This is a genomic window from Mycobacterium parmense, assembly GCF_010730575.1.
GTDB lineage: Bacteria > Actinomycetota > Actinomycetes > Mycobacteriales > Mycobacteriaceae > Mycobacterium > Mycobacterium parmense.
The window spans coordinates 5,101,938-5,118,976 of sequence record NZ_AP022614.1 but is presented as its reverse complement, the minus strand read 5'-3'; the positions used below and the strand labels follow the sequence as shown (position 1 = coordinate 5,118,976).

The window sequence follows — 17,039 nt, the reverse complement described above, 5'->3', positions numbered from 1 at the left end:
TGAATGCAGCGGCCGGCCCAAGGCGGAAATTGTTACGTCAGAGCCGCTCCGGCGGCGAAGAGCGATTCCGTGAGCCGCTTTTCGGCGTCAGGCACACGCTCGGCTGCGGCCGCAGTGGCGGCGGCGCGAGCCCGCAGTGGGGTGCCTGGGTTGTAAGCCATCCGGGCTACTTCGGTCCAGGCGGTCGACACCTCCCGAGCAGCCCTCGACGCCTCCAGGGCGGCTTCGGAATGCAGCAAGTTGGCGATGCTTCGACAGCCGTCGGCCTGCAGGGCCCTGAACAACCCCCCTCCCGTCCCCGCCTTCTCAATGAACGCCCACAGCGCAAACAGGGCGCTTTCGAGGTTGTGATCGTCCAGGGCGTCAGGCCACGCCGCCACGTCGACGGCGAAATGCTCGACACCATCGAGTCCATCCTTCTGTGCCTCAGGGTCGCGAGTGACTGTAAGACCCCGGCTGTCGGTGATTGCCGCCATCGCCTGCGCGCTTCGGATAAGGGCGGGACCGGCGATCGCCGCCAAGTCCGGCGCCGTAGTCGGCCAGTCGACGATGTAGGCGGTGTGACGGGTCGGCACGGGAAAGCCGGTCGAAGACCGTGCCCGACGGAGATCCTCGTAGGGGACCAGTTGGACCGAATCTCGGTCGTTGTCAACGACCAAGGCCACGCCTCGGTCGTCGTCGTAGCCGGTGATGACAATGTCGTGGCGGCTCATGCTCAACCGTGCGCGCAGATAGGGCAGATGAGCAATGTCGGCCCAAACCATCACGGGGGTGCGGCGGTCGAGTTGATCGGTCACCCACTTCCACCCGAGGTCGCCGTCATCGGTGGCGCGAATCTCGAACTGTGCACCGACATTAGTGAGGTATTGCTCTTCGAGATCGGGGCCCCTGCCAACGAGGTACACCGGCGGAAATAACTCGTCGGAACGGGCATAGGAAAAATCCAGCGTGCCGCTCAGCGCGAAAACCAGTCCTTCGCGGGGGGCGTGCACACCCCAACGGAGTCCGGCCCACTCGGTCAGATCGCGGAGGGCACCGGACCCGCAGTGGCCGCCGAGCTCGTGTCTGTAAGGCACCTCTACGCGCGCCATGACGATCCCGTCCTGACGGCCTGCCCAGGGCGTCTAGGGAAATCCTTTGGAGGCAGCCGCGTCGATGGCCGCGGGGCGCGCTGCAAGGGCACCTATCGACCCCGGCTAGTGCTTGTGCACTCTTGCCGGAACTGTTTTCGCAGTTCGCGTTTGAGCACCTTGCCAGCACCTGAGAGAGGGAGCGCATCAACGAACGAGGCTGTACGGGGCGCCTTGTATCCCGCGATCTGAGTCTTACAGAAGTCTCTGAGCTCTTCGGCTGTCACCGAGGAGTTTTCGGTCAAGACGACGACCGCATGAACGCGCTCGCCCCAATTTTCATCGGCAACTCCGATGACCGCGCACGCCGCCACCTCCGGGTGCCTGGACAGAACATTCTCGACTTCCGTCGAGTAGACATTCTCGCCACCCGAGATAATCATGTCTTTGATGCGGTCGACGACGAACACATAACCCCGCTCGTCCATGTAACCGGCGTCACCGGTGTGCATCCACCCATTGCGCAGCGCGGCCGCTGTCTCGTCTGGTTTATTCCAGTAGCCCAACATCACGTTGCCGCCACGCACGACGATTTCGCCGGTATTGCCCGGCGGCACTTCCTTATCGTCAGCATCGACGATTTTGACCTCGGCGCAGGGCGCGGCGCGGCCGGCTGAACGCAATAGGTCCGGATGCTCGTGGTCCTCAGGACGCAGGACTGTGGCTAGGGGGGACAGTTCTGTCATGCCATAACCCTGCATGAATCGCGCCGACCGCACGGTCTTCATCGCGCGCGACAGGACCGCCTCGGAAATCGGCGATGCCCCGTACATCACGTTTCTGAGGCTGGAGAGGTCGTAATCCCTGACGGCGGGATGGTCGACGACCATCTGCAGCATGGTCGGCACTAAAAGGACGTCGGTGACCTGGTGGCGTTCGATGGTCTGGAGAATGGCACTGGGCTCGAAAGTCGAGAGCATCACATGTGTGCCACCCAGGGTGGTTTGCCCCGCCCAGGCGGCCAAGTCCGCGAGATGGAACAACGGCGCAACATGAAGCAGTCGAGCCTCCGAACTCAGAAAGCTTCCCACGCTGAGCATTCCCAGCACGGAGGTCATCAGGTTCGCGTGGCTAAGCATGACGCCCTTGGGTAGACCCGTGGTGCCACCGGTGTAGAACACACCGGCCAGTTGATCGCCGCTGCGCCGCACGTCATCACCGACTTCGCCGCCGGCTATGAGTTCCTCATAGCAGAACATTCCCTCCGGGGTCGGGGCGTTTCCGCAATGAACGACTGCGCGCAGGTCAGGATATGACGCGCGAAGTGCGGGGACTGCTGGACTGAAGGCGTCATCGACAAATAAGACATCGGTTTGGGAGTCGCGCAGGGCGTAGGCAATCTCCGGAGGGCTCCAGCGGATATTGATCGGGTTTAATACCGCGTCCGCCCACGGCACCGCCAGCAGGTACTCATGGTAACGGTCGGAGTTGAGCGCCAGCATGCCGACGCGATCCCCGCGGTTAACGCCAATCGTCCGTAATGCGCTCGCCAACTTCGCGATTCGTTGTGCGGACTGCGCATAGGTCCGTGTTCGATCCGCGTCGATGGTGGCGAGGCGGTCCGGGTGTTGTTGCAGTGCTCTGTGCAAGCCCTGCGTGAGGTACATCACGTCTCCTCCTGAACTCTCAACCGGTGCGGGCCCGGCAATGACACATCCAGTGGCCCCGAGCGCCCTCACGTTATCAGTGGTTAACATTACTGGGGCGCCGATGGATAGCACAATCGTCCTTTGAACTCGACAACTGAGAGCCCACCCAGTCACCCGCCTGCATCGAATCGTCGTCACGTCCCACAATCGTGAATGCTTAGTCACATATGCTGCGACTTGTGGCGGGAACGGTGTTACCAGTCCCCACTTCCAAGTCGACTACTCCAATTAGGTGGCGTTGGAGGCGATAAAATCGAAGACCCCGTCGCAGCCCAGACCTGCACGCCCCGCAGAAGGTGTCGCTGGGACGTCCAAGTGGTCGCCGATGGGACGCCGGCATTGTCGATGGAGACAGTGCCCAGAACACGCGGAAGGACTACCTTGGATGATCCGGTGATTTATGACGTCGTCGATGGGGTGGCCTGGCTGACTATCAACCGGCCCCACTCTCGCAATGCGCTCAGTGTCGCCGTGCGCCAAGGATTATGGGATGGCGCACGTCGGTTCAATGAGGACGCTGACGCGCGCGTACTCGTTTTGACCGGCGCGGGTGAAAAGGCATTCTGCGCCGGCGGCGACCTTAAAGAGATGGCGCACCAGGCGCTGGCGGTTCCGCCACTGGACTTCGCCCCGCAGTTCGGCCGCAACATCGACATCGCTAAACCGACCATCGCGGCGGTCAACGGTGTTGCATTCGCCGGCGGGTTCCTGCTCGCACAGCAGTGTGACCTGATCGTCGCCGCCGAGCATGCCCTGTTCGCGATCACCGAAGTCAAAGTCGGCCGTGGAGCTCCCTGGGCCGCTCCTCTTTCGTGGCTCGTTCCACCGAGAATCGCTCTGCAGATGATGCTCACCGGCGAACCGATCAGCGCGGCCCGGGCGTTCGAAGTGGGTCTTGTTAACGAGGTGGTGCCCGCCGCTCGGCTTAGGGATCGAGCCCAGAAGCTGGGCGCTCTAATCGCTGGAAATGCTCCGCTGTCGGTGCTGGCCGCTAAACAGACTGCGTATCTATCGGCGCGACATCGCCTTGAGGAGGCATACACGCTGGCTGAGAAGATCTGGGAACCCGTGTACCACTCCGCGGACGCGCAGGAGGGCCCACGCGCATTCCGGGAGAAACGGGCACCTGTATGGCGGGGACGCTGAACACGCCGGATGTCTGCGAATGCTCGTGCCAAGGACCGCGCGGCGAGACCGCCGGCTGACTGGCGCGGCGTGCGGGCCCGCCAAGCAAGCCGATTGGCGGCGTGCTTAATCGTGGCCAGGGAGCCATCGACACGAAGCAAATCATTGACAGCCTCTGCTCAGCGAAATCACCCTCCCGAGGACACGCCGAGGCGAGGACACTCCGAGGTTGCGCCTACCGTCGACCTCGGCGCTGCGGCAACGCGTGGCTTGCCCGATCCTCACTGTGCGACTCGCACGGTGGAACGCCGAGAACAGCGTGCCCCATCCGCGCGAGCAGCACCGAGACGCGCTCGGGAGGCATCCCCGTATCGCGATATTGCAACGTCGATTGGATGGCACCGATCGCGCCGTGAACAACGGCGCGCAATTCCGTCTCGTCCAACTCCGGCCTTAACTCGCCCAAAACGTGCACCCACTCTTCAACGTAGAGGCGCTGTTTGCGGCGCAGGCGACTACGTCGATGGTCAGGCAGATTATGGACTTCTCGGTAGTAAACAATGGCGAGTTCGCGCTTCTCCATCACCAGGGCAACGTGGTCGGCTACTAAGGCAGTCAGCGCCTCGCGATCATCTCGGCTTTGTTCAACGATCGCCGACGCCCGTCGCAGCAGCGTGTCAATCACTTGTTCGAACAGTGCCGCCAGCAAGCCCGCCTTGCTGTCAAAGTGCCGGTAGATCGCTGGACCGACGACCCCTGCCGAGATGCCGATATCGGCCATAGAAACAGCGTGATAGCCACGGTCCGCGATGAGTTCGGCGGCGGCCGCCAGAATCCGCTCGCGACGCTCGCCTCCTCGCGTGCGGCCGACGGTGACTGTGTCGGTCACGGTCGACCATCCTTTCGCAGTCGAAGCAGCAATACCTCTTCCGTTCGAAACGCCCACACGTTCCGGGTGATCTACGAACGTTAACACTTCTTCACGATGCCCACTCCCCACGCACAACTGCCGCGCCATCCAACGTCCATACTGGGAGAGGCCCCGGGGTACCTCCAAGCGCGGCGCGGCTGCAACCACCAAGACAATCAACCCGGATAGATTGCAGTGATCGGCGGACGAGACCTCCTTCATTCGCATGAGTCGTAGATCTGGTGCACCGGAGCGCGACATCTACGCGATGGGTGTTGCAAATCCTTGGGCCTCGCACGTAACGTTAGCCACCAGTAACTGAGGCTGTTGAGCTTCGACGGTTTCTGGACTAATCGGGGCACGCGAAGCACTCCTTGAGGTGGCCACTTGCACGCGACGCCCGAGCCTTGCATTGACTTAAGTCGCGGTCGCGAGTGGGTAGGAAGGGATCGGTTTGAGAGATTCAGTGCCGATCCTCGCGCGAGGAGCCTGGCTGACCGATGCCGCCTATGCGCTTGATCGTGTTGGTGGGCGGCGCAGTCATGCTCCAGGACAATGCTTTCGGCGCGTGCGCTGGGAGGCGAAGACAAAGTTTCGCTCCGATTGTTTCGGAATTCAGCACACGGGCCGCTCGCCCCGTTGGGCGAATGCTTTCCGAATCGTCCGACTGCACAATCGAATTGAGACACCTTGCACCTGCGTGCAACCGCTGTTCGGTTGCCGACGCAATTCGATCCGGGAGCCATCATGACGGATATCGAAGCAACCACCAAACACATAGCCGGGACGGAAGGCTGCGCTGTGCCCAACGATCCGTGGACCACGCCGGAGCGGCTAGCACTGAGCCAGTTGGCGCGATCTTTCGTCGCTCGCGAGATAACACCGAAAGTGACGGATTGGGAGGAGGCAGGTGAAATCCCGCGCGAGCTGCACCGTAAGGCTGCCGATGTGGGACTTCTCGGGGTTGGATTCCCCGAGAACGTGGGAGGCAGCGGCGGCGACGCGATCGATTCGGCGTTGGTAACCGAGGCAATTCTGGCGTGCGGTGGGTCTACCGGCGTGTGCGCCGCGTTGTTCACCCACGGCATCGCGCTTCCGCACATCGCCGCGAATGGATCGGATGCCCTGATCGACCACTACGTTCGCCCCACCCTGGCCGGAGATATGATCGGCTCGCTGGCAGTCACCGAGCCCGGAGCGGGCTCAGATGTGGCGAACCTACGCACACGAGCAGTCCGCGATGGTGACACGTACGTGGTCAACGGTGCTAAGACCTTCATCACGAGCGGTGTCCGCGCCGACTTCGTGACTACCGCGGTGCGTACCGGGGGACCCGGGTACGGCGGAGTTTCGTTGCTGGTTATCGACAAGGGCACACCGGGGTTCAAGGTTGACCGCCGGCTGGACAAGATGGGATGGCGTTGCAGCGATACCGCAGAACTCTCGTTCTTTGACGTTCGCGTTCCCGCTGCGAACCTGGTGGGGGCAGAGAACGGCGGATTCTTGCAGATCATGCAGCAGTTTCAGTCGGAACGACTCGGCATTGCCGTGCAGGCATACGCGACGGCGGAGCGCGCGCTCAAATTAGCCAAGGGTTGGGCGCGCGAACGCCAGACTTTCGGGAAACCTCTGACGGCTCGTCAAGTGATCCGCCATAAGCTCGCGGAAATGGCCAGGCAGGTCGACGTCGCGCGCGCCTACACCCGCGCCGTGATGCAACGGTGGCTGGCCGGGGAGGATGTAGTCACTGAGGTGTCGATGGCCAAGAACACCGCCGTATACGCGTGCGATTATGTGGTGAATGAGGCGGTTCAAATCTTTGGTGGGATGGGTTATATGCGCGAGTCCGAAGTCGAACGGCATTACCGAGATTGCCGCATTCTCGGAATAGGCGGTGGCACCAACGAGATCATGAACGAGATCATCGCCAAGCGCATCGGCTTATAGCTGTTCGGCACTGAATCGGCCCACGACGACGTGTCTGGGCGACCGGCTCCGAAGGAGTTCACATGGACAGGGGTATTGGCAGTTGGGCGACGAAACGGGCCTTCCTGTCCGGCGACCGCACCGCCCTCGTTGACGATAACCGACGGATCACCTTCACTCAGCTCGATGAACGGACCAACCGGCTTGCGCGTGCCCTGCGAGCGCTCGGTGTCCGCAAGGGCGACAGGGTTGGCGGTCTCTTGATCAACAGTCCCGCGTTCATAGAAACGATGCTGGCGGCCGCGAAACTAGGCGCGATCTTCGTGCCCATGAACGTGCGGTTGGCGCCAGCAGAGGTGGCTTACCAGCTGGCCGACTCAGGCGCAGACGTGCTCGTGTATTCCAACCCGCTGGCCCCGGTCGCCCGCGCCGCGGTGTCAGAGGATGGGGTGCGGGTCCGCCACCAAATGGCCGTCGGCGGTGAATGCCTTGCCGGTGAGCTTTCCTACGACGACGTTGTGAACAGTGAAGCGCCCACAGCTGTGGGCTCCGACGTGGCGGGCCATGACATTGCAAATCTGATGTATACGTCCGGGACTACGGGGCGTCCCAAAGGTGTGATGCTCACCCACGACAACCATCTGTGGAACGTCATGAACGCGCTGACAATCGGGCGCGGGCTGCGTGAGACGGACGTGACCGTCGCCGTGGCTCCGATGTTCCACATCGGGGGACTCGGAGTGCACACGCTGCCGCTGCTGCATGTCGGCGGTTGCAGCGTGCTGCTGCCGTCCTTCGATCCGCGACAGACGCTGGCGATGATGGCCCAAGAGCATGCGACAGTGCAATTCATGGTTCCGGCGATGTGGGCCGCGCTGATGAACGTCGATGGATTCGAGGACCACGATTTGTCGGCTCTCGAACTGGCGGCTGCGGGTGGCGCACCGTGTCCGTTGACCGTCATCGAATTCTTCCAAGGACGCAGTCTGCCGTTCCAGGAGGGTTTCGGGATGACCGAAACCGCGCCTATCGTCTCATTCCTCGACGCTGAACACGTTAAGGAGAAGGCCGGATCGATCGGTCGGACGGCTTTTCACGTCGAAGCTCGTATCGTCGACGACGCCGACAACGACGTCCCCGTCGACGAGGTGGGCGAGTTAGTAGTGCGCGGCCCTAACGTATTCGCGGGCTACTGGGGTCTTCCCGAGGCGACAGTGCAAGCTTTTCGTGGCGGCTGGTTTCATACTGGCGACTTGGGCCGCATTGACCGAGAAGGTTTCATCACTCTGGTCGACCGAAAAAAAGACATGATCATCAGCGGTGGTGAGAACGTTTACCCGATCGAGGTGGAGCAGGTCCTCTACCGTCACCATGCCGTGCGCGAGGTCGCGGTTGTCGGTGTGCCGCATCCGCGTTGGGGCGAAACTCCGGTGGCCGTCGTGGCCCTTCAGCAGGATGCCGCCGTCAATGCAGAGGAGCTTATCGATTACGCTCGAGAACGCCTTGCCCACTTCAAATGCCCGTCACGAGTACATGTCGTTCCCGACTTGCCGCGAAACGCCACCGGCAAGGTGCTCAAGACGGAGCTTCGCCTGCAATTCGGCGGGGAGGGGCTTTCAGTTCTGCGTTGAAACGCCGTTCTCTCGGCCAGACGCACATTTGCTTTTCGCCACACCTCGACCACGTTGCGGTACGCAGAATGCGGTCAGCGGCAGCATGGACGTAAATCTTCGCACGCCTGCCGAATCGCTTTGGGTGAGAGTCGTTCATGGGTGGATACGAGTGGCAGCGCAGCGGGATGGCGGATGATCCGACGGTTCGAGGCTCAGCTGCCGACGGTTCGGGTGTGATGTCGATAGGCCGTTCGAGCGGCTTGCCCTTGTGGAAGACGGCGCTGGCACGGACGAGGGCGACCAAGTGTGGTGCGTTGACCGCGCGCCAGCGGGCCTGGGCGGCCTCGATTAGCTTGTAGGCCATCGCCAGCCAGGCCGCGCGGGAGCCCGGCCCTTTGGTGACTTTGGTCCTCAAACGTACTGTCGCAAAGGTACTTTCGATCGGATTTGTGGTGCGATTGGTGGATCCAATGCTCGGCGGGATACCGGTAGAACTCCAAAAACACCTCGGCGTCGTCGACGATCTTGGGCGACCGCTTTGGGGTATTTGGCGCCGTAGTCGATCTCGAACGCTTTGATCGCGAGCTGGGCTTTGTCGATATCCTCGGCGTTGTAGATCTCCTTCATCGCCGCGACTGCACCCTGGGTGCACCGATTTCGGCAGTGCGGCAAGAATATTGGCCTGCTTATGCCACCAGCAGCGCTACTCTCGAATATCCGGGAACACCTCCCGCACGCCTTGCAGAAGCCCAGGGCGCCGTCGCCGACCGCGAGCACCGCTGCGGTCATGGCGCGGCGGCGGCAATCGCGCAGCAAATCAGCCCAGAACTCAGTCGATCCCCGGAAGCCGTCAGCCAGCCCGACGAGCTCCATGCGGCCATCAGCACGGACCCCGATCATTACCAGCAAACAGAGTTTCTCCACCTCAAGGCGCACCTTGAGGTGGATGCCATCCACCCACAAATACAGGTAATCGGTGCTGGATAAGTGAGTTTTCGCGTCGGCTCGTCACGCAGTTGACGTGACCCGTCGGAACTGCGGAAGTGCCAGGTTGCCTCGTGATTCGAAGACCACCTCGACAGCCATACCGACCCGCACTTCATCGACGTTGCATTCGATCACGTTGGTCATCATTCGAGGTCCTTCTTCCAGCTCCACTATCGCCAAGACGTAAGGAGCGGTGAAAGCTGGCGACGGGGCCTGACGGACGACGGTGTAGGTGACGATCGTCGCTTTTCCCGAAGGTTCTTGCCAATCCAGATCCGCAGCCCAGCAGTATGGGCACCAAGGGCGGGGATGATGATGGAATCGCTTGCACTCCCGACATTTCGGGAGCACAAACCGCCCGACAGCTGCCTGCTGCCAGTACACGGCCGTGCTGTCAGTCACGGTGGGCATGGGAGCAGTTGTCACGGCGTCCTCCCCAAGAGTACGGTCGAATGGTCTGCCATCATGCCGCCGTAAGTGTGTACCAATGCTATTTCTGCAGACACTTGACGATCCGCAGCCTTCCCCATCACTTGGCGCGCAGCTTCGATCAGCATCGACATTCCCGACGCGTCGCCGGTGTGTCCGAATGACAGCAGACCCCCGTAGGTGTTCACCGGAAGGTCACCGCCGGGCGCCCCCCGCCCATCCAGGAAGAAGTGGCCACCTTTAGCTGCCGCCACCAGCCCCGTTTCCTCCAACAGCAGTATCGGGTTGATCGTGAAGGCATCGTACAGTTCGGCCACCTGCACGTCCGAAGGCGAAAGATCGGCCATTTCGAACGCGGCACGCGCTGACACGCTGGCACCCATTGTTGCGAAGTCGCTGGTGTGGGTGATGTTGCCGTGATCGTGGTGTTCACCGAAGCCCAATACATAGGCCGGTTGGTCGGTGATTTCCCGCGCGCGGTCACCATGGGCCACTAGGAACACGGCGCCACCTTCACACGGTACTGAGCAGTCCAGCAAATTGAACGGCCACGCGATAGGTCGTGAAGCCAGAACCATCTCGACGGTGAGCGGACCCGCGTTGCGCATCAAAGCATCTGGATGCCGTAACGCCCACTCGCGGCTCGAGACCGCCACGGCGGCAAGAGCATCGCGGCTCGTTCCGCGTTCGGCCATATGCCGCGTGGCGGCTAAGGCGTAAAGGGCTGGGATGAAGCTGCCGTATGGGTACTCAAAGTCCGGGTGGCTGATCATGCGCGCCATTGCGTTGGCGCCGCCTCCCCGCCCCACCTTGGGGAATTTCCCCGCACCGATACAGAGCACCGCGTTTGCAAGGCCGGCGCTGATTGCAAGTGCAGCCCGCGACAGCATGATCGTGTAGGTCGCCCCACCGACGTTGACAGTCTCACAAAAGCGCGGCCGGATGCCCAACACGTCATTGAGGCGCTCGTGGACGAAGATGTCGGCACCCGCACCGCTGGCCATGCCGGACGGGCAAACCAGCAGGCCGTCCACATCGCGGGGACCAAGTGAATGGCTCTGCAGAAACCGACGAAGCACCAACTCCTGCATGCCCGCGCCGTCGTGGCCTTCGTACTTTCCTGGCGGTAGTTCTTCTACTGCGGCGATAGCCGGCTCGCTGGCAAGTGCCCAAGTTCTCACGTTGACCTCATGGAAGCAGCCACCCAAACCTAGTCGACGTTCAGTATGACCGTGGAAGCGCGAGACTATGCTGCGCAACATAATTGAGGATCATCTCCCGGCTGATCGGTGCCGTCCGCATCAACCGCGCCGGTCCCCACAACGTCGCCAACCCGTACTCCGTAGCCAGACCGTTGCCGCCATGCGTCTGAATCGCTTGGTCCAGCGCAAGGATTCCGGCTTCAGCTGCCGCGTACTTGGCCATATTCGCCGCCTCGCCGGCCCCTGCCTCGCCGGCATCGTGTAAGGCGGCCGCCCGTTGGGTCATCAAGCGTGCGAGTTCAACCTGAATTTTGGCGTGCGCCAGCGGATGAGCGACTCCCTGATGTGCCCCTATAGGGGTGTCCCACACCCTGCGCTCCCGGGCGTAGGTACATGCCTTGTTTAACGCGTACCGGCCGATCCCATTGCCCAGCGCCGCCCCCATTATCCGTTCCGGATTCAGACCAACGAATACCTGCCGCAGTCCCTCGTCCCGAGCGCCGATCAAGTTGTCACCGGGAACACGTACATCGTCGAAGAACAGGGTGAACTGTTTCTCCGGTGTCACGGCTTGCACGGGAATCAGAGTCTTCTGCAGGCCGGCAGCGTCCGTGGGAACCACCATCAGCGACAGCCGGCCGCGCCCACGCTCGTCAGTACCCGTTCGGGTGACCACCAAGATGGCTTGCGCCTCGTCCACTCCCGAGATGTAGTACTTGGTGCCACGCAGAACCCAGTCGGCGCCGTCCCGCTTGGCGGTCGTCGCTATGTTGTGCGAGTTTGAGCCCGCGTCGGGCTCGGTGATCGCAAACGACATTATGATCTCGCCGCTCGCAATGCCCGGAAGCCAACGCCGTTTCTGCTCGTCGGTTCCGAACGCTTGGATGATGGTGCCACAAATGGCCGGCGACACCACCGTCATCAACAACGGGCACCCCGCCGCCGCCAACTCCTCTCCCACGGCATGCAGTTCGTAGATACCCCCACCGCCACCGCCGTACTCCTCGGCAATATTCACCCCGAGAAAACCTTGCTTACCTACCTCCTGCCACAGTTCCGTAGACTTCTCGCCCCCCAGGGATTTGGTCAGGTAGTAATCGTGGCCGTACGACTTCCCGATGGCCGCAACCGCCGCCCGCAGATCCCGCCGTTCCTGGCTCTCTGATATCTCCATACCGCTCAACCCCTTGAATCACCCGCAGGTCCGGGTTTGCACCGGCCACGACAAACTTCAGGCGACACACCGAGGAATTCGAGGGAAGCTTCCGTCACCGCTCGACAGCAGCGTAATCGCCCGGTGATACGTTATCGGCCGTTAACATTGACGCGCAAGTCCGCGTGTCGGTAGTGCGTCGACTTCCAGTGACCGGCTTTACGCCACGCCGGATACGTGATTTCTCGGCAGCAGCCGGAGTCGTTCTAATCCCCAGCCCATGAGCAGAAAGGCAATCTCGCCCCTCTGGCGTGGCGCAACGTCGACAACTTCGGGAAGCTCGATTCGCTTGACCCGGACGCCGGGCCTCGGGTCACTGCCGAGCGGTGTCAAGACAGCGTACGCTAACGCCAATTAACAGGCCCGCGGCCAAGAGCTTTGCGGTCGACGGCCGGGGACAGAGAGGAGGAAAACACGATGCCCGGAACGATGCTGATTGCTGCGGGGGTCACCGGCAAAGGACGGCTGGCCGGGCGCGCCGCATTCGTGCCCTTTGTCGATCCGGCAGTCGGCGGGATACCGCCAAGCGCGCCGCCGCCTAGTGCCGACATCGCGGCGGCAAGCGCCGAGGCGGCGCAGGAGTGCGCATGAGTGCCAGCGTGCGGATCGGTGCTGGTGCCGGCTATTGGGGTGACATGGTGGATCCCGCGGTGGAACTCATTGAGCAGGGCGGTGTCGAGTTTGCCTGCTTCGACCTGCTGGCCGAGTTGACCGTTGCGCTCCTTACCCGTGCCAAGATGCGTGACCCGGGTAAAGGGTACGTGCCCGATGTCGAACCCATTCTGCGTCAGGCGCTGCCCGCTGCCCGCCGTAACGACGTCGGCATCGTGACCAATGGGGGCGGAGCGAACCCGGGTGCCGCCGCACTGGCCGCTGCGCGAGTGGCCTGTGACGCCGGATATCCCGACACCCGCATCGGAACCATTGAGGGCGACGACTTGACGGGGAGAATCGCCGAAATCAGGGATTCGGGTTGGCAATTCGCGCACCTTGAGTCCGGCGAAGAAGACATCGACCGCATCGCCGACCGGATCGTCGCTGTCTCGGCGTACACCGGCTCCGACGGGATCATTGACGCACTTGACGGCGACGCCGATGTCGTGATCGGCGGCAGGCTTGCCGACTCTGCGCTTTATTGCGGGCCGCTCATGCGCCACTTCGGGTGGATATTTGAGCGTAATCCCGACCTGATCGGCGCCGCGCTTACCGTCGGTCATGTACTGGAGTGTGCGGGCATCGCGACCGGCGGCATGTCCTCGCAGTGGCGGCTGTCGCGTGATCCGTGGCGGCTCGGGTTCCCGATGGCCGAGATGTCGGCTGACGGCACCGCTGTGATCAGTAAGGTGCCGGGCTCGGGTGGGGTGCTCAACGAGTGGACCATCAAAGAGCATTTGCTTTACGAAGTGCACGACCCGTTCTGCTATTTGCTGCCCGACGGTGTCGTCGACATGGGCGGTGTCGAGGTCAAAGAACTCGGCCCCGACCGCGTGCAGCTCACGGGCATGACCGGCCGCCGACGGCCGGACACGCTCAAGGTGCAGATCGGCTACGAGGACGGCTACCTCGCCGAGGGGCGCACGATGATCCCCTGGCCCGATGCTCTGGAGAAGGCCGACTTCTGCGAGAGGCTAGTGCGCGGCCGCATCAAGTACCTGGGTGTCATTCCGCAGGAGATGCGTTTCGACCGTGTCGGTTGGGACGCGCTGGCCGGCCCGGTGGCCCCACGACCGGCACCCGACGCCCAGCCCAACGAGGTCGAGCTCCGGATGGTGGCCAAGTGCCGCACCCGCAGCGAGGCCGAGGTCGCCCGCCGCGCGATGCTGCTGCCAGCGACGGCCGGTCCGGTGGGTACCGCCTTCGGCGCGCCGCTGGCGGTGCGCAAGGTGATAGCGCTGTGGCCGACCCTGGTACCGCGTGAGTTCGTCCCACAGCACGTCCGTGTCCAGGCCGCCAAGGAGATGCTCGATGCCCACCATTGACGAGTTGGCGTTCGTGCGTTCAGGCGACAAGGGTGACATCTCCAACGTCGTGGTGCTCGCCCGCGACGCCGAGGCTTTTGCCGCGCTGCAACGCGGACTGCGGCCGGAGGCCATCACCTCCTTCATGAAGGGTCTGGTCACCGGAACCGTGACGATCTACACGCTGCCTCGCCTGCATGCGTTCAACATCGTCATGCGGGGAGCCCTCGGCGGCGGCGCAACCGCAACACTGCGCTTCGACGAGACCGGCAAGTCGATGTGTTCGATCCTGTCCCGCATGCCCCTGCCCGAACCCGCCATCGAAGGGAAGGCAACACCGTGAGCTCCCACACCAACGATGTCACCGGGCTCGGGATGGCGTTCGGCACTCTAGAGGAGGGCCGGTCCTGGGTCGGTCGTCGCTCCGAGCCAAAGCAGGCGTGGTTTCCGATCGACCGATCGATGATCCTCTACTACTGCTCTCTGGTTGAGGACGCCAACCCACGGTACTGGGAGGGCGACGAGTGCCCACCGGGCCTGCTGATGACCCTGGGCATGAACCCGCAATGGGCGCCCGCGCACCTGCACCGCGAGGACGGGCTTTTCGCGCTCAACGTTCCCCTGCCCGGCCACCACATCATCAACGCCTCCACCACCACCGAGCTGGAGCGCCGACCCCGAGTCGGTGACCACGTTTGGATAGTCGAGGAGATCGTCTCGCTATCCGACGAGAAGACGACTCGGCTGGGAACCGGCGTCTTCATCACATCGCTTACCACCTACACCGACCAGCACGGCGAGAACATCGCCCGCAACACCAACGTCCTGTTCCGCTACGACACAGCCCAGTAAACCCGGGGGCGCTCATGACCAAGATCAGCACTGCAGACATCAAAGGCCTTACCTTCGATGACGTCATTGTCGGCGACGAGATCACGCCGGTGTCGATTCCTATCACCTACAAGCGGGTCTGCATGAACGCCGCGGCGACGTGGGACTGGTTCCCGGGCCATCACGATCCGGAGTACGCACGCAGCCAGGGCCAGCGAACGATCTACCTGTCGACGCTGTTCTTTCACGGCTTCATCGACCGGGGCCTCACCGACTGGGCGGGCCCCGACGCGCTCCTGCGCCGGCGCAAGATATCGATGATCAAGTCGATCTACCCGGGACAGACCGCGACCCTTACCGGGCGGGTGGTGGCCAAGCGCCAAGACCGCGGAATGCGCCTGGTCGACCTGGAACTGGCAGTGTCCAGCGAGGAGGGCATATGCGTGCCCAGTGAGGCGACCTTGCAACTGCCGGCCGGTCGGCGGTAATCGAGAACTTCGACAGCCGTCGCTGCATCATCGTTGCCTACGTTCCTGCGCCAGCTCGACCGGGGGACGACCCGCTCTGGATCGCGTAGCTCTGCGGCTCTGGCGACGACGGCGCGCGTCGCTTTGAAGGCTGCCGGTAGATCAGTAACAGTGGTTCCTACAAGGCCTGCTTCCTTCTTATACCCACCACTTCAAAGACGACGTGGCCCCGCGCCAGCGACCTCGATCCGCTATACGCGGGCTTTGGGATGCTACAGGGGGCCGCACCAACGAAAAGCTGGCTGGCTTATCGTGATATCCGTTTCCTCGGATTGGGATCCGAGCCTGACAAGCTACCTCATCGCAACATCCGCACGCGGGGTCCTTCGCCCATTGACGCAAGCACTACCGTCCAACCAGTACGGGCTTGCTGTGATGGATCGGGTGCTTCGGGCGGCGCTCATCGCGTCCCGCCCACGCCCAGGACTGCGCGTAAGGCTGGTCGACACCGTCTTCGCCGGCGATCGAGTGAGGGGAGATTGGGTCGTCGCACCGAACGTCAACCCGGACGGGCCACCGATCCTTTACATTCACGGCGGCGCATTTTCGATGTGCTCTCCCAAAACCCATCGCGGTCTGCTGGGCGAACTGTCTGCCGCGTCGCTGCGCCCGGTCTTCGCGGTCCGCTATCGATTGGCTCCGCGTTACCCGTATCCGGCGGCTGCTGACGACGCACTGAGGGCCTACCGGTGGTTGGCGGGCTCTGAAGAATCGACATCAGCCCGCACGGTAGCGATCGCAGGCTGTCAACGGCAATCGAAAACTGATCAGGAGTCGGCCGCGCACTGGTCAGTATTCACTTGCCGCCGACACAGGCGATTCGGCGGGCGGCCAACTGGCGGTCGCGACCTCGTTGGGTGCACTCGCACATCGCCTGCCGTTGCCTGACCGCATGCTACTGATGTCCCCCGTCATCGATCTGACGTGTCAGCTGGCGACGGCTCGCGAAATCTGGCGCCGCGATCCTTTCGCATCCGCCCGATCCGCGTCGCGGGCGCTGAGTCTCTACGTGGGCGACGCCGATCCGCACGACCCCCGCGTCAACGTGCTCGCCACCGACCTCACCGGCATGCCGCCGACATTGATCCAGGTGGGCGGGAGAGAAATGCTGCTCGACGATTCCCGACGACTCGCCGAGCGCATGCTCGCCGCGGGGTCGTCCGTGCAACTTCAGGTGTTTCGCGGTCAAATTCACGTGTTTCAAGCCCTGTTTCGACTCTTGCCCGAGGCGCGTCACGCTTTGCGCCTCAGCGGGGCGTTTCTCGCCGACAGCGCTGAACGCAAGTTTCCTTGACGCCGGAGCTGAACGCGGGCGCAGCGGCTAGCTGCGCGGCGACCGCCTTTGCGCGCCACTGGGAGCCCGTTGACAAGTCAGATATGCATGTATTAATTTTGACATTATTGGGCGTAATGTAAACAGCTGGTCGGTTCCTCATCGCGAGCAGGCCGCCAACGACGACCACAGGCCGGGGAGCGACAATGGTTAACCCGCTACACGCGCCCGTCGATAAAGCCATAAAGCCCGGGAACGGTTATCTT

At 62.7% G+C, this 17,039-nt stretch carries 15 protein-coding genes and 1 pseudogene; 9 read left to right on the top strand and 7 right to left on the bottom strand.

The window, feature by feature from the left end:
• Positions 1-32: 32 nt before the first annotated feature.
• On the bottom strand, positions 33-1,091 hold the full coding sequence (locus G6N48_RS23625) for a BtrH N-terminal domain-containing protein (RefSeq protein WP_007172225.1): 1,059 nt from the start codon (positions 1,089-1,091) through the stop codon (positions 33-35).
• Between the two features lie 92 nt (positions 1,092-1,183).
• Positions 1,184-2,737 carry an acyl-CoA synthetase gene (locus G6N48_RS23620; protein WP_007172224.1) on the bottom strand — a complete coding sequence of 518 codons (1,554 nt, stop codon included), beginning with the start codon at positions 2,735-2,737 and terminating at the stop codon, positions 1,184-1,186.
• Between the two features lie 423 nt (positions 2,738-3,160).
• Between G6N48_RS23620 and G6N48_RS23615 the strand changes: the two genes are divergently transcribed.
• Positions 3,161-3,925, top strand: a complete 765-nt coding sequence (locus G6N48_RS23615) for an enoyl-CoA hydratase/isomerase family protein (protein ID WP_007172223.1) — start codon at positions 3,161-3,163, stop codon at positions 3,923-3,925.
• Between the two features lie 214 nt (positions 3,926-4,139).
• Here the strand turns inward: G6N48_RS23615 and G6N48_RS23610 are convergent, their stop codons facing one another.
• Entirely contained in the window at positions 4,140-4,793 is a 654-nt protein-coding gene (locus G6N48_RS23610) for a TetR/AcrR family transcriptional regulator (RefSeq protein WP_007172222.1), read from the bottom strand.
• A 768-nt stretch (positions 4,794-5,561) separates the two neighbouring features.
• Between G6N48_RS23610 and G6N48_RS23605 the strand changes: the two genes are divergently transcribed.
• Positions 5,562-6,761: an acyl-CoA dehydrogenase family protein gene (locus G6N48_RS23605; RefSeq protein WP_007172221.1), complete on the top strand. Its 1,200-nt coding sequence runs from the start codon at positions 5,562-5,564 to the stop codon at positions 6,759-6,761.
• A 62-nt stretch (positions 6,762-6,823) separates the two neighbouring features.
• Positions 6,824-8,371, top strand: a complete 1,548-nt coding sequence (locus G6N48_RS23600) for an acyl-CoA synthetase (RefSeq protein ID WP_007172220.1) — start codon at positions 6,824-6,826, stop codon at positions 8,369-8,371.
• 393 nt (positions 8,372-8,764) lie between these two features.
• On the opposite strand, the gene G6N48_RS23595 is transcribed toward G6N48_RS23600, so the two are convergent.
• From G6N48_RS23595 to G6N48_RS23580, 4 genes are all read right to left on the bottom strand, one after another.
• Positions 8,765-9,289 (bottom strand): transposase, encoded by a 525-nt coding sequence (locus G6N48_RS23595; protein ID WP_369741417.1) that lies wholly within the window; start codon positions 9,287-9,289, stop codon positions 8,765-8,767.
• Positions 9,290-9,361: 72 nt separating this feature from the next.
• Complete coding sequence (locus G6N48_RS23590) at positions 9,362-9,742, bottom strand: Zn-ribbon domain-containing OB-fold protein (protein ID WP_046185921.1); 381 nt, start codon at positions 9,740-9,742, stop codon at positions 9,362-9,364.
• A gap of 20 nt (positions 9,743-9,762) precedes the next feature.
• Complete coding sequence (locus tag G6N48_RS23585; RefSeq protein ID WP_033721567.1) at positions 9,763-10,950, bottom strand: thiolase family protein; 1,188 nt, start codon at positions 10,948-10,950, stop codon at positions 9,763-9,765.
• Positions 10,951-10,990: 40 nt separating this feature from the next.
• Positions 10,991-12,145 (bottom strand): acyl-CoA dehydrogenase family protein, encoded by a 1,155-nt coding sequence (locus G6N48_RS23580; protein WP_007172216.1) that lies wholly within the window; start codon positions 12,143-12,145, stop codon positions 10,991-10,993.
• 456 nt (positions 12,146-12,601) lie between these two features.
• Here G6N48_RS23580 and G6N48_RS23575 point away from each other — a divergent pair, with 456 nt between their 5' ends.
• The 6 genes and pseudogenes from G6N48_RS23575 to G6N48_RS23550 all read left to right on the top strand — a co-directional run bounded on the left by G6N48_RS23575 (position 12,602) and on the right by G6N48_RS23550 (position 16,794).
• Positions 12,602-12,775 (top strand): hypothetical protein, encoded by a 174-nt coding sequence (locus G6N48_RS23575; RefSeq protein ID WP_007172215.1) that lies wholly within the window; start codon positions 12,602-12,604, stop codon positions 12,773-12,775.
• Positions 12,772-14,163 (top strand): acyclic terpene utilization AtuA family protein, encoded by a 1,392-nt coding sequence (locus G6N48_RS23570; RefSeq protein WP_033721564.1) that lies wholly within the window; start codon positions 12,772-12,774, stop codon positions 14,161-14,163. Before G6N48_RS23575 ends, G6N48_RS23570 begins: the two co-directional genes overlap by 4 nt.
• The gene (locus G6N48_RS23565) at positions 14,150-14,485 is read left to right on the top strand and encodes an AtuA-related protein (RefSeq protein WP_007172213.1); all 336 of its coding nucleotides are present in this window, start codon (positions 14,150-14,152) and stop codon (positions 14,483-14,485) included. Before G6N48_RS23570 ends, G6N48_RS23565 begins: the two co-directional genes overlap by 14 nt.
• Before the next feature lie 32 nt (positions 14,486-14,517).
• Positions 14,518-14,994 carry an FAS1-like dehydratase domain-containing protein gene (locus G6N48_RS23560; protein ID WP_170826177.1) on the top strand — a complete coding sequence of 159 codons (477 nt, stop codon included), beginning with the start codon at positions 14,518-14,520 and terminating at the stop codon, positions 14,992-14,994.
• A gap of 14 nt (positions 14,995-15,008) precedes the next feature.
• On the top strand, positions 15,009-15,461 hold the full coding sequence (locus G6N48_RS23555) for a MaoC/PaaZ C-terminal domain-containing protein (protein WP_007172211.1): 453 nt from the start codon (positions 15,009-15,011) through the stop codon (positions 15,459-15,461).
• A 291-nt stretch (positions 15,462-15,752) separates the two neighbouring features.
• Positions 15,753-16,794: pseudogene (locus G6N48_RS23550) on the top strand (alpha/beta hydrolase).
• The last annotated feature ends 245 nt before the right edge of the window (positions 16,795-17,039 follow it).